The sequence below is a fragment of the Methylotenera mobilis JLW8 genome, assembly GCF_000023705.1.
GTDB classification, from domain to species: Bacteria; Pseudomonadota; Gammaproteobacteria; order Burkholderiales; family Methylophilaceae; genus Methylotenera; species Methylotenera mobilis.
Genome location: NC_012968.1, coordinates 1,545,858 through 1,560,873 on the forward strand (window position 1 = coordinate 1,545,858; position 15,016 = coordinate 1,560,873).

7 protein-coding genes are annotated in these 15,016 nt (G+C 47.3%); 5 read left to right on the forward strand and 2 right to left on the reverse strand.

Annotation, left to right across the window (positions count from 1 at the left end; genetic code table 11):
* Window positions 1-68 precede the first annotated feature (68 nt).
* From MMOL_RS07185 to MMOL_RS07205, 5 genes are all read left to right on the forward strand, one after another.
* A complete protein-coding gene (locus MMOL_RS07185) occupies window positions 69-4,007 on the forward strand; it encodes a YhdP family protein (RefSeq protein ID WP_015832356.1) in 3,939 nt (1,312 codons plus the stop codon).
* Between the two features lie 58 nt (window positions 4,008-4,065).
* Window positions 4,066-4,947 carry a carbon-nitrogen hydrolase family protein gene (locus MMOL_RS07190; protein ID WP_015832357.1) on the forward strand — a complete coding sequence of 294 codons (882 nt, stop codon included), beginning with the start codon at window positions 4,066-4,068 and terminating at the stop codon, window positions 4,945-4,947.
* 228 nt (window positions 4,948-5,175) lie between these two features.
* Window positions 5,176-6,651, forward strand: coding sequence for a metalloprotease TldD (gene tldD / locus MMOL_RS07195; protein ID WP_041928554.1), 1,476 nt, complete (start codon window positions 5,176-5,178; stop codon window positions 6,649-6,651).
* Between the two features lie 77 nt (window positions 6,652-6,728).
* Entirely contained in the window at window positions 6,729-10,166 is a 3,438-nt protein-coding gene (mfd, locus tag MMOL_RS07200) for a transcription-repair coupling factor (protein ID WP_015832359.1), read from the forward strand.
* A 268-nt stretch (window positions 10,167-10,434) separates the two neighbouring features.
* Window positions 10,435-12,390, forward strand: coding sequence for a putative bifunctional diguanylate cyclase/phosphodiesterase (locus MMOL_RS07205; RefSeq protein WP_015832360.1), 1,956 nt, complete (start codon window positions 10,435-10,437; stop codon window positions 12,388-12,390).
* Here MMOL_RS07205 and hflX read toward each other — a convergent pair.
* Entirely contained in the window at window positions 12,382-13,725 is a 1,344-nt protein-coding gene (gene hflX, locus MMOL_RS07210) for a GTPase HflX (RefSeq protein ID WP_015832361.1), read from the reverse strand. The two genes, MMOL_RS07205 and hflX, sit on opposite strands and share 9 nt — an antisense overlap.
* Before the next feature lie 134 nt (window positions 13,726-13,859).
* Entirely contained in the window at window positions 13,860-14,975 is a 1,116-nt protein-coding gene (gene ald / locus MMOL_RS07215; RefSeq protein ID WP_015832362.1) for an alanine dehydrogenase, read from the reverse strand.
* Between the last annotated feature and the right edge of the window lie 41 nt (window positions 14,976-15,016).

A 15,016-nucleotide genomic window follows, 5' to 3' on the forward strand; every position in this document is an offset into this window, starting at 1 on the left:
ATCAATGACGGTCAATATTCTAGTAAAATGTGCGGTCTAAACATTTAACAATAAAACCCACATAATCAATGGTTAAAAAATCTCTACTTTGGGTTTATCGCACACTGCTTTGGCTGACAGGCATTACAGCCATCATCATGGTGGCTGTTGCGCTCACCATTCATTTTTGGCTAATGCCAAATATTGGCGAACTCAAAAATCAAATCGCCAGTTTTGCCAGTCAATCTGCCAAGCAAAAAATCACCATCGGCGATATTCAAGCCGATTGGCAAGGGATCAACCCGCACTTGCTACTCAACAATGTTGACCTTTTCGATGCACAAGACCGTGTCGCCCTAAAGTTAAAAACGATTGATGTACGTTTATCATGGCTAAGCGTACCGTTATTGGAGCCCCATTTAGCCGAGCTTGTTATTCGCGACCCAGCGCTTACTATACGCCGCACCACGGATGGTGAGATTTTTGTAGCTGGCATCAGCATGGCTGGGGAGTCCAACCCTGATTTAGCTAATTGGCTGTTAAGGCAAAATAAATTAGCCATTACCAACGCCAAAGTGCTGTGGCTGGACGAGCTGAAACATGCCCCAGAACTAAGCCTCAACCAACTGAATGTAGAGTTACTCAGCCCGCCGTGGAGAAGTTTGGTCAGAAATCACAGCTTCACGGTCAGCGCACTGCCATCTACCGGCAGCCGTTACCCAATACAAATCACTGGTAGCTTCTATGGTAATGATGTGCGCCAAACGCAGAACTGGCATGGAAATATTCATTTACAACTCAAAAGTGCTGACCTAGCCGCCTATAAAACCTGGGTAGACTACCCTGTTGACCTTAAATCTGGCATCGGCAGCACCAATCTTATAATCGATTTCGCACAGCATGAGGTGCAATCCATCAATAGTCACGTGGCGTTAGCCAATATTCAGCTATTAACCAAGCCACACCTTGCGCCACTGATGCTAGACAAGCTATCAGGCAATATTGTTTGGAAAAACCTTAGCAAAACTTCACTGCTGAGCGCACTATCGAAATCTGAGACTAAATTTGGCCAATCTCTCAGTGTGACTGAATTTAATGCCAGCGCGCTTAATGGCCTTAATCTGAAAGACGTAAAAGCCAACTACACGCAAACGATAGACGGCAAGCAAGATTTTAACTTAAGCGTACCTAACTTGAGTTTAGCTAACGTTCAGGCCAGCTTGTCGCAATTGCCACTGCCTGAGCCACTCGTTACGCCCATCAGCGCAATTAATCCGCAAGGTGAGTTAAAAGACCTCGACGTGGTGTGGCAAGCACAAAACACCGTCACCCAAAGCTACCAAGTGGCGACCAAGTTTAACCAATTAACAACCAGCGCCTATCAACACATCCCAGGCGTTAGCAATTTATCCGGTGAGCTGAAAGCGAATCAAAAATCAGGCGTACTATCACTGGATAGCAAACAAGCATATGTCGACGCAAAAGGCACATTACGCTGGCCCATCCCTTTTGATACGCTTGAGGGAAAAATCACATGGGACATCAAGCCCAGCAACACCAAAATCAACGTTAACGCATTAAGCATGAGCAGCCCTCACCTATCCGGCACGCTGGATGCAAGCTACCTGATGGACGGCAAAAAAGGGGGCCATCTAGATTTAAAAGGTAAGTTTAATAACGGCAATGCTAAATATGCCAAATTTTATTACCCAACCATGCTGGGGGAAACCACCATCAACTGGCTGGATACCTCTATTTTAGAAGGCAAAGCCAACGATATTAACGTCACGGTGAAAGGCAGATTGGCAGATTTCCCATTTGTGGATAGTAAAAACCACCTAGACCCCAAGCTCGGTTTATTTAGAGTCACCGCCAAGGTGAGCGATGCACTGTTAGAGTACGGTACAGATTGGCCAGTGATTGAAAAACTAGGCTTAGACTTACTGTTTGAAGGCAACCGCATGGAGCTCAATGCACATAGCGGGCACATATTTGGTAACCAAATTATTAAGAATAAAACCACCATCGCACAATTGGATGCGGACTACCCTATTCTTAACGTGCAATCCGAACTACAAGGCCCGGTGAGCGAAGGCATTGTGTTTGTGAACAAAAGCCCGGTACACACACTAACCGAAGGCTTTACCGATACGCTTAAAACCAGCGGTAGCGGCAAACTTGGTTTAGGCCTAAGCATCCCACTGGCAGACGTAGACGCCTCTAAATACAAAGGCATTTACCAGATTACTAACGGTAAGATGGAAAGCGATGACATTCCAACCTTGACGCAAATTAACGGCAATTTGGAATTTACGGAAGCCAGCCTTAGCGCTAAAAACATTAAAGCCTACGCATTCGGCTCCCCGCTTGCATTTAACTTGAGTTCAGCCAAAGACAAATCCATACGAGTACAGGTAAAAGGCAAACTCAGCGACAGCAGCATCAAACAGATGCTAAAAGACCAATCACTGCCTAAAGCGAGTGATTACATCAGCGGTAGTGCTGAATGGCTAGGCGATATACTGATTCAAAAACCACGCGTCAACATTGGCATACGCTCTGATTTGGTCGGCATTACCTCCACCCTACCCATACCGTTTGATAAAAATGCAAATCAGCCACTCAGCCTACGTGTTGATAAAAAAATAGACGGCAATACTAGCTACCTTTTCGTCAATCTAGGCAATAAGGCTGGCGCAAAAATCACCAGCATATTGAAGGATGGTAAATTTGCGCTGAATAATGCCAATATTCAGCTTGGCGGTGATATAAAACTAGACCCTGCCGCCAATAATGATGCGGGCAAGCCGCCTGGTATTGCGATAAGCGGTAATTTAGACTACCTGAACGCTGATGCATGGCGTTTTGTCGCGAAGAACTTGGTAGACCCGTCTAGCCAATCGGTGAAGTTACCTATTCAAAAAGTAGCTGTCACGATTAAAGCGCTCGATATTTTTAACCGACGTATTAACCAAGTAAATATCAGCGAGCTCAATACCGAGGATAATTTACGCCTCACGCTGCAAAGCAAAGAGATTACCGGCAACTTACAGTGGATAGACCATAAAAATGGCAAGCTGATCGCGCGCCTAAGCAACTTTACTATCCCAGAAACTGCCCCAGATCAACTCTCTGCTGCGAGCAGTGCAACGGATAATAAAAGCTTAAAACAATTTACCAAGTTAGCCCAAGACTACCCAGCACTAGACATTACTGCCGATAATTTTGTATTTCAGAAGAAAAATCTGGGTAGCCTAGAGCTGATTGCTTACCCTGAGAATGACAACTGGGATATTCAGAAAATCAAGTTCAACACGCCAGAAGGCACGATTAGTGCAGAGGGCCAATGGAACAACTGGGTAAGAAACGCCAACACTTCGCTTAACGTGCGTTGGGACATTAAAGACTTGGGGCAAACACTGGCGCGGCTAGGCTATGCCGATACAATTATGGAGGGTGAAGGCAAGCTCACCGGTCAATTGCGCTGGCCTGGCAGCCCGCACCAATTTGATACCACACGCTTAAGCGGCGAACTGAAATTTGAAGTACGTAAAGGTCAGATTTTACAAGTGCAACCAGGTGTAGGTCGCCTATTAGGCTTACTCAGCCTGCAAAGTTTGCCACGGCGCCTGACCTTGGATTTTAGAGACTTATTCAGCAATGGCTTTGCTTTTGACAAAATCAATGCAACCGTTAAAATTGACCAAGGCACCATGCGCAGCGACAACTTTAGAATGGCTGGCCCAGCAGCTGATGTACGCATCAAAGGTGAAATCAGTATCCCGAAAGAGACGCAACATCTTTTTGTTAACGTGTCACCGAGGATTAGTGATAGCATTTCGCTTGCTGCATTGGCTGGCGGGCCATTAGTTGGCGCCGTCGCTTTTTTGGCTCAAAAAGTGTTGAAAGACCCTTTAAATAAAATTGCATCGACTGATTATGAAATCATTGGGACTTGGGATACCCCACAGGAAGTGAAGCCTGAAGATGAGTCGAAAAAAAATCAAAGTAACCCACTCATTAATTAGTTAATAAACAGGCCAGCACATCGGCTTTAAGAATAATTTAAAACTATTTGGATATTACATGGCGATCACCTCTCGCGTTACAACTACTAAAGCAAAACTCAGCAGCCAAAATACCGCCAAAGGCATGATTAAAATGGCCGCAATTCAAATGGCGTCAGGCCCTCATGTTAGTGCTAATTTAAGTGAAGCCGAGCGCCTAATTGAAATTGCCGCCAACCAAGGTGCCAAGCTAATTGCGCTGCCTGAATACTTTGCCATCATGGGCTTGAAAGAGTCAGACAAAGTGAACGCACGTGAAGAAGAAGGCACAGGCCCGATTCAGGATTTTTTAAGCAAAACTGCAAAAAAACATAAAATCTGGCTAATTGGTGGCTCAGTGCCATTGGTTAGCAGCGTTCCCAATAAAGTACGAAATAGCTGTTTAGTATTTGACGATAAAGGCAAGCAAGTTGCGCGCTACGATAAAATCCATCTGTTTGGCTTAAAGCTAGGCAACGAGCATTACACCGAAGAAAAAACAATTGAAGCAGGCGATACAGTCAAAGTGATAGATAGCCCATTTGGCAAAATCGGCCTATCCATTTGCTACGACCTGCGCTTCCCTGAGCTATATAGAGCGATGGGTGAGGTGAATATTATTGTGGTGCCTTCAGCATTTACCGACACAACCGGTAAAGCACACTGGGAAAGCTTGATCCGCGCACGTGCGATTGAAAATTTAAGTTATGTAATTGCACCGGCACAAGGTGGCTATCATATTTCAGGGCGTGAAACTCACGGTAACAGTATGATTGTAGACCCATGGGGCGTCGTGCTGGACAGGTTACCTCGTGGCTCTGGAGTAGTAATGGCAACCATGAACCCAACCTATCAAGATAGCTTAAGAAAAAGTTTACCGGCATTGAAACATCGCACTATTAAGGTTGTCGGACAACAATAGCTTTACATATCCAGCGTTACCCATAACGCAACGTTGAAAAGGCATCCTCATTACAACGTTGCGTTCAATAGATGCTAACAATATTAAGCTAGCTAAGTTAGTGGCCTTTTGCCCCAGTTAGATTGCTAGACATGGTCATTAGGCAGCCATGTGTATTAGCTAGTAATGTTAATCGCTTATTGCAATGTAAGTTTTGGTATTTACCAAGTTCTTTTTGAAAAGAAACCCATGAAAACGCAAGAACCAAACACTAACGCCCAATCTATTAAAGGCACGCATTTTGATGCAGCTACAGAGGCGTTGCTTGCACCTGCCAACCTAGACGTAGCAAAGCTGCAAAACGTGCTCGCCGATATGATGTCGCATCAAATCGACTATGCTGACTTGTACTTTCAATACAGTCGCAGTGAAAGCTGGGGGCTGGAAGAAGGCCAGGTTAAATCAGGTAACTTTTCTATAGACCAGGGCGTAGGTGTACGTGCGGTGAGTGGCGAGAAAACTGCTTTTGCCTATTCAGATGATATTAATTTAAAAGCGCTGCTAGAAGCCGCTAAAGCGACTAAATCTATCTCCAGCTTAGGTAATGAGCAAACTGCTGGCGCCATTATTAAGCCACAAGCGCCACAATTATATTTACCACACGACCCGATTGCTTCACTCTCTGCAGATGCAAAAGTAAAGCTGCTAGAGCATTTAGAATCAATCGCAAGAAAACTAGACCCACGCATTACCCAAGTCACGGCATCGATTGCCGGTGAGTATGAGGTCGTGATGGTGGCACGCCATGACGGCGTGATGGCGGCTGACATTCGTCCTTTAGTGCGCGTTGGCATTAACGTGATTGCCGAAAGCAATGGCCGCCGCGAACAAGGCTCTGCTGGCGGTGGCGGTCGTTTTGATTATAGCTACTTCACCGATGCAGTCCTGCATGAGTATGCTCAAAAAGCTGTACACCAAGCCATTGTTAACCTAGATGCACGCCCGGCGCCGGCTGGTAGCATGACCGTGGTATTAGGTGCAGGCTGGCCTGGAATCCTACTACATGAGGCGATTGGCCACGGCTTGGAAGGCGACTTTAACCGCAAAGGCAGCTCAGCATTTAGCAATATGATTGGGCAGCAAGTGGCGGCAAAAGGCATCACCATTGTGGATGATGGCACCATTGCCGACCGCCGTGGCTCACTCAGCGTAGATGATGAGGGCAACCCGACCAATAAAACCGTATTGATTGAAGATGGCATCTTACGCGGCTATATTCAAGATACGCTCAACGCACGCCTGATGAACATGCCGCTAACCGGCAATGCGCGCCGCGAAAGTTACGCCCATGTGCCGATGCCGCGCATGACCAACACCTATATGCTCAACGGCACATTACCCCCTGAAGAAATCATCAAATCAGTGAAAAAAGGTTTGTACGCAGCAAACTTCGGTGGCGGCCAAGTGGATATCACCAGCGGAAAGTTTGTATTTAGCGCCGCAGAAGCCTACATGATTGAAGACGGCAAAATCACCTACCCGGTAAAAGGCGCAACGCTGATTGGCAATGGTCCAGAAGTGCTGAAAAGAGTATCCATGATAGGCAATGACATGGCACTGGATTCAGGTGTAGGTACTTGTGGCAAAGAGGGGCAAAGCGTACCGGTTGGCGTAGGGCAGCCCACGCTTAAGATTGACGGCTTAACCGTAGGCGGCACCGCCTAAATAACGCAGATTTTATAACGGCGAGTGCCTAACAGCCGTTATAATCTGCCTTTTCATCGCAACACAATCATAAGCTCATGACGCAGAACACCCTGCCTATTCCCAATAAAGGCCAAGCCAACCGGCTCACGCTTGCTAGCAGTGGCGAAGATGCTTTTGCCCTAGCGATACTAGCACAGCAATCAAAAGCACAAAAACCACATCAACCATTGGTGATCATCACCGCAGGCGGCTTTGATGCACAAAGACTGCTAGAAGAGATTCCGTATTTTGCGCCTGAGTTATCCGTGCATTTATTACCGGACTGGGAAACGCTGCCTTATGACCAATTTTCACCGCACCCGGACTTAATTTCAGACCGCCTCACAACGCTCTACCATATTGCGCAGAATGCCTTTGATGTGGTGATTGTGCCACTAGCCACCGCGCTGATCCGTTTAAGTCCTAAGGCATATTTAAGCGCCAATACCTTTATGCTCAAAAAAGGGCAGACACTAGATATTGAAGCGCTGCGACTGCAATGTGCAGAAGCTGGCTACCATCATGTAACGCAGGTAATTTCACATGGCGAATTCAGTGTGCGGGGTGGCTTAGTTGATTTGTTCCCGATGGGCTCTGCACTACCTTACCGAATTGATTTGTTCGATGATGAAATTGAAACCATCCGCACTTTTGATGTAGACACGCAGCGCAGTCTGTACCCAGTACCTGAAATCAGACTTCTACCCGCACGTGAGTTTCCACTGGATGAAACCGGTATCGCCTTATTCCGTAGCCAGTTCCGTGAAGCGTTCGAAGGTGACCCGCAACGCGCCAAAATCTACAAAGATGTGAGCAAAGGCATCGCCTCCGGCGGCATTGAATGGTATTTACCTTTATTCTTCGAGCAAACCGCCACCTTACTGGATTATCTAGCAGCAGATAGCCTGCTATGCCTGCATGGCGACCTAGACTTCAGCGCACAGCAGTTTTGGCGTGAGGCGCAATCACGCTATCGCACTTTAGCTCATGATGCAGAACGCCCGCTGCTGCAGCCAGAGAAACTACTGATTAAAACCGAAGACTTTTTCGCTGCCACACACTCTTTTGCCAGAGTAGTACTCAGCACAAGTGCAGAAACCGACAAGACCACAGCCACCTTGCCTGCGCTTGATATTGAGCGTCGCGCCGAGCAGCCACTGAATAAACTAACCGCATTTATCAGTGAATTTAAGGGCCGTATCCTGATTGTGGCTGAAAGCTTAGGCCGCCGCGAAACCATGGCACAGTTATTTGCCGAGCATGGTTTTAAAGTCGCCATCTGTGAGACTTGGGCTGAGTTCCAAAGCAGCGACGCGCACGTCATGCTAGGCGTCAGCACGCTACATCGAGGCATGGCATTTCACGATAACCATGCGCAGTCTATTGCTGTTATCACCGAGGCAGAGCTCTACGCCGCCACCGTGCGCCAGCAACGCCGCCGCGAGAAAGAAAAAGCCCGTAGTACAGAAGGCATGCTCAAAGATCTATCCGAGCTGCGCATTAACGACCCTGTGGTACATGAACAGCACGGCGTAGGCCGTTACAAAGGCTTGATTAACCTAGACCTAGGTGAAGGTGAAACCGAGTTCTTGCTGCTAGAGTATTACGGTGACGACAAACTGTATGTACCTGTTTCACAGCTATTCCTTATCTCACGCTACTCAGGTGGGCCGCCAGAATCTGCACCGCTGCACCGCTTAGGCAGCGGCAGCTGGGAAAAAGCCAAGAAAAAAGCCTTAAAGCAAATCCGCGATACCGCAGCAGAGTTGCTTAACCTTTATGCACAGCGTGCCGCCAGACGCGGCCATGCCTTTACTCTAAGTCTGCAGGATTACGAGGCATTCTGCGAAGGCTTTCCGTTTGAGGAAACCGCAGACCAGCTAGAAGCCATTGAAAACGTGATTAAAGATATGCAGTCTGGTCGCCCGATGGATAGGCTGGTATGCGGTGACGTTGGCTTTGGTAAAACCGAGGTTGCATTACGCGCGGCCTTTGTGGCGGTCATGGGCGGGCGTCAGGTGGCCGTATTGGTGCCAACCACCCTGCTTGCCGAGCAACACTTTAACAACTTTAGCGACCGCTTTGCCGAGTGGCCTATCAAAATCGCTGAAATCTCACGTTTCAGAACCGCAAAAGAACAAGCAGAAGCCCTGCGTGGCTTAGAGGCGGGCGAGATTGACATTATCATCGGCACCCATCGCTTGATTCAAAAAGACGTACGCTTTAAAAATCTTGGCCTAGTAATTTTGGATGAAGAGCATCGCTTTGGCGTACGCCAAAAAGAACAGCTCAAAGCACTGCGTGCAGAGGTAGATGTACTCACGCTTACTGCAACACCGATTCCACGTACACTAAGCATGGCAATGGAAGGTTTACGCGAGTTCAGCGTGATTGCTACCCCACCACAAAAACGCTTAAGCATTAAAACATTCCATACCGAATATTCAGAGGGCATTATCCGCGAAGCGGTGACTCGTGAGTTTAAACGTGGTGGTCAGGTCTACTTCCTGCACAATGAAGTAGACACCATACACTCCATGCGTGAAAAGCTGGAACGCATCTTGCCGGATGCGCGTATCGCCGTGGCACACGGACAGCTACGCGAGCGCGAGCTAGAGCATGTCATGCGTGATTTTTACCACCAGCGCTATAACTTACTGTTATGTACCACCATTATTGAAACCGGTATTGACGTACCGACTGCCAACACGATTATCATGAACAAAGCCGATATGTTTGGCTTGGCGCAAATGCACCAACTGCGTGGCCGTGTTGGGCGCTCACACCACCAAGCTTACGCTTACCTGCTGACCGAAGCTGGCCGTAAAATTACCGTGCAAGCGCAAAAACGTTTGGATGCGATTCAACTGATGGAAGACCTAGGCGCAGGTTTCCACCTGGCGATGCACGATTTAGAGATTCGCGGCGCTGGTGAACTGCTGGGTGATTCACAAAGCGGTGAAATGCAGGAAATCGGCTTTAACTTATATGCCGATATGCTCAACCATGCCGTGAAGCAACTGAAAGCAGGCAAAGAGCCAGACTTAAATGCGCCACTAGGCGTGACCACTGAAATTAACCTGCACACCCCTGCACTGCTCACTAATGACTACTGCCCGGATGTACATGAACGCTTGGTGATTTATAAACGCCTAGCCAACTGTAACGATGATGACAGTCTGGACAGTCTGCAAGAAGAGTTGATTGACCGCTTTGGCCTACTGCCTGAACAAGGTGAGGCGTTGATGGCATGTCACCGCCTGCGTATCGCAGCAAAACCTTTAGGCATTATTAAGATTGATGCGTCGGACGCAGCGATTCAATTACAGTTCAACCCTAGAGCTGATATTGACCCGTTAAAATTAATTAACTTGCTACAGCGCGATAAACGATGCCGCATGAATGGACCAGACAAATTACGTGTATCTGTTGCTCTGGAAGCCATCAATCTACGGGCTGACTTTGTGAAAAGCCTACTAAAAGAGTTTGTATAATCAATTTGGTGCGCTTATATCAATGCACATAAGCGCACCTATTATCTTAGCGACTGCCTTAGCTGTCCTAGCGACAATCACACTCTGCCTAATCTACTTTAGGCACATCGTCCACATCCAACTTTAAAATGTCATATAAACTTGATTTAGCCATGACGCGGCCTAACATGACAGTGTCACAAAATCACCATAGAATCATATAATTAAACCTTGTATCTATATCAAATCGCTTTACAATGCTTGCATATGTGGGCAAAGGCATAATGCAGTGAACCAGTTTTTCCGTAAAAGAATCTCCAAATTAGATTTGATCGTATTGCGTATTGTCGGCATTTACCTTGCGTTTGGCTTGCTTTGGATATTTGCAACAGACTCTGCGCTATTTAGCTTGATCTCAAGCTATGAAGAGTTTTCGATACTAAACACCTATAAAGGTGTCGCCTTTATTTTCGTCACTGCCCTGCTGCTCTACTCACTATTCCGCAGAACCTTAAAAAAGCAACAATCCATAGAACAGTCGCTACAGGCCAGCGAAGAACGCTGGAAATTTGCACTAGAAGGTTCTGGTGACGGCGTTTGGGATTGGGACATACCAAGCGACCATGTGTTCCGCTCTGCCCGCTGGAGTGAAATTTACGGCTATGCCGAAAATGAAATCATCGCCACTGCTGTCGCAGGAAGAGAGCTAGTGCACCCCGATGACTTAGCTATCCTCATTAGCGATGTACAAAATTACTTTGCCGGCAATAGTAACGTCTACATTTCAGAGTTTCGTCTACGCTGCAAGGACGGTTCTTGGAAATGGACTTTAGCGCGCGGCATGACGGTAAGCAAATCTGCAGATGGAAAACCGCTGAGAATGATTGGTACCCACACCGATATTACCAATCGCAAAAGATCAGAAGCACAAGTCACCCATTTAGCGCACTATGACCAATTAACAGGTTTACCTAACCGCGTACTGTTTCTTGATCGATTTAAGCAGGATATCAAGAAGGCTCAGCGCACCGGGCAAATTGTGACGCTCATGTTTTTAGATTTGGATAAATTCAAAGAGGTGAATGACTCACTTGGGCACGATATTGGCGATATGCTGCTAAAAGATGTAGCGCGGCGCCTAGAAAACTGCGTACGCGATTCCGATACGGTAGCGCGCATGGGCGGTGATGAGTTCACCATTATTCTTAACGATATTAATAGCCAAGTAAATATCGAGCGCATTGCACAAGATATTCTAAATCAACTAACGATGCCGTTTCACTTGGGCGACGAAGTCATTCATGTGAGTACGAGCATTGGCATCAGTAACTATCCCAAAGATGATACCGAGGTAGAGCTGCTGCTCAAAAATGCCGACCAAGCCATGTACGTGGCAAAAGAACAGGGTCGCAACCGCTATCAATACTTCACGCCTGTGATGCAGGAAGAAGCACTAAAACGTATGCGCCTGATCAGTGATTTATGGGGCGCATTAAATGACAACCAGTTCCGTGTGTACTACCAGCCGATTGTTGAACTGGCAACCGGTGCGATTTTTAAAGCTGAGGCACTTATCCGCTGGCAACATCCAACGCGCGGCTTAGTGGGCCCGAATGACTTTATTCCTGTGGCTGAAGATACCGGCTTAATTGTAGATATTGGTGACTGGCTGTTTAATGAAGTTGCTAGCCAAATGGTAAAATGGAAGCAGCACTACCCCAACCTGCAAGTGAGCGTGAATAAATCACCGGTGCAGTTTAGAAGTGTGCACGATAATTGCTCTAATTGGATAGAGCGCTTAGAGCAACTAGGATTATCTGGCGAAAATTTTATTGTAGAAATTACTGAGGGTTTGCTGTTAGATGCAAGAGACTCAGTGGTGAGTCAGCTTAATGCATTTAGAGAAGCTGGCATGAAAATCGCCATTGATGACTTTGGCACGGGTTACTCATCACTGGCCTACCTGCGAAAGTTTGATATTGATTTTGTGAAGATTGACCGCTCGTTCACCTCTAATATCACCCCCAACTCCAGTGATATGGTGCTGTGTGAGGCGATTATTGAAATGTCACACAAACTTGGCATGAAAGTGATTGCCGAAGGTGTAGAAACCGATGAACAACGCGATTTATTACGCAATGCCGACTGCGACTTTGCACAAGGCTACCTGTACTCAAAACCAATCACTGTTGACCAATTCGAACAATTGTTAAACGCCACACAATCTAACTTCACGTTAAATTAACTTTACACTTTCGCTCAGTTTTCTAACGGCATCCACTTCACCGCGCACTTTAAAAAACGCCCCGGTATCATCAGAGGTTTCCGCTAAGACTTGGCAAGTTGCGTATATATTCTTGCGCAACTGCTGCGCTTCCCACGGTAAGAATATCTCAGCTTCAATTTGATCTTGCTGATAGATTGCAACAATCTTTTGATGCAGTTGCGCTACATCGTCCGGCCGTTTTGCACTCATTACTACGCAATCTGGGTAGCGGCTTTGCAGCGTGAGTGTTAATGCTGCCTGTGCTGCATCATCCCCGACATAATCAATTTTATTAAAGACGCGGATACGTGGCACATCATCTGCACCGATCTCTGCAAGCACCTCATTGGTGACCTCCAGTTGGCGTTCAAACCCCGAGTCACTGGCATCAATCACATGCAGCAACAGCGATGCATCTAACGCCTCGTCTAAGGTCGATTTAAATGACGCCACCAAACCATGTGGCAGATTTTTAATAAAACCTACCGTATCACTCACCAAAATACGTGGGATGCTCTCCGGATAGAGCGCACGCACTGTGGTATCCAGTGTTGCAAATAATTTATTAGCAACCAGCACTTCACTGCCAGTAAGCGCGCGCATCAATGTGGATTTACCCGCGTTGGTATATCCTACCAATGCAACTCCGGCTAAGCCTTGACGCCCCTGCCTACGTGCACGCTGCGTTTTACGCTCCGCCTCCATCGCGATGATATCTTGCTGCAACTCAGCAATGCGGTCGCGAACTTTACGTCTATCCAGTTCAGTATGTGACTCACCGGCGCCGCGTCCACCTTCACCGCTACGCTGCCTACCTTGCGGGCCCGCCAGCTTTGCTGCCTCACGCAGACGTGGCGCCATATAGCCCAAGCGAGCGATTTCAACTTGTGCACGTGCCGCACGTGAGCGTGCATTACGGTGAAAAATCTCCAGAATCACCATAGTGCGATCCATCACTTCACAGCCTACTTCTTTTTCAAGATTACGTGCTTGTGATGGCGAGATTTCATGGTCAACGAGTACGGTGTCAATTTCCCAATCATTGAGATTAGGTGGCGCTTTATCAAACTCCACATCATATGACTCATGATTAACGAAAGCGCGAATCTCTTCTCGCTTGCCTTCACCAAGATAAGCTTTGATATCAAACCCAGCACGTTTCTGCACAAAGGTTTTAACTACATCGTAGCCTAAGGTTTTTGCAAGTTCTCGCAGCTCTGTTAGTGAAGCTTCAAACTCAGCATCACTCACGTTAGGTAATTGCACAGCGGCGACCAGCGCGAGATTTGAGCGCTCTTTAACTTCTTTTTGCATTAGATGATGGATGTGTTGATTAATTGAGGACAGATAGTACCTGAAAAGTATCATTTATCCTTATTGAGTTTGCAGTAAAGTACGATAAATCATAATCAAAACCAAACAGTTAAGCACACGCTACGCTCACCTATTTAGCGCATGCCTAACACCTCAACTGGCTCATTAAAGGCAAACCCTAAGGCACTAGCCACTGGCAGATTAGTGACTTTGCCTTGATGGATATTTAAGCCGTTTCTCAAGCCCTCGTCATCACGTAACGCCTGCAAACCTTTATCCGCCAGCGCTATCACGTAGGGTAATGTGGCATTATTGAGCGCGTAGGCCGAGGTGCGCGGCACCGAGCCCGGCATATTGGCCACGCAGTAATGAATCACGCCATCCACTACATAAGTCGGTGCGTCATGCGTTGTAGGATGGGAAGTTTCACAACAACCGCCCTGGTCAATGGCAACATCCACAATCACACTACCTGGCTTCATCCGCGCTACAATTTCATGCGTAATCAGCTTAGGTGCGGATGCACCCGGAATCAACACTGCGCCAATCACCAAGTCAGCCATCATGCAGTGCTGCTCAATAGCAGCCGCGGTTGAACATACAGTATGCAAGCGATGACCGAATTGCTTTTGCAGTTTACGCAGCACCTCGATATTACGGTCCAGCACCGTCACATTAGCACCCATACCCAGTGCCACATCAATCGCATGCAAACCCACTACACCGCCACCCAGCACGGTAACCTGCCCGGGCGCCACCCCAGGAATGCCACCCAACAGCACGCCCAAACCGCCATGTGTTTTTTCCAGAAAGTATGCACCAGCTTGTACTGCAAGCCGGCCTGCCACTTCGGACATAGGTGCTAACAATGGTAAACCACCTTTGCCGGTCACCGTTTCATAAGCGATGCAGGTTGCACCAGAATCAATTAGATCGATTGCCTGCTGCGGGTCCGGCGCGAGGTGTAAATAGGTAAAAAGCATTTGCCCGGCTTGTAGCCATTGTCGCTCTACAGCCTGCGGCTCTTTGACTTTAACGATGAGCTCAGTACTTTTAAACAGCTCTTGTGCCGAGTAGGTAATGGTTGCGCCAGCAGCCACATAATCCGCATCGGAAGCGCTAATACCATTCCCGGCACCCGCCTCCACCACAACTTCATGACCGCGTGCCACCAGTTCACGTACATTTTCTGGCACAAGGCCTACGCGATATTCCTGCGCTTTGATTTCTTTAGGTACACCAATCAACATGAGCTTACACTCCTCAATCATGGTTCTTAATCACGACTTTG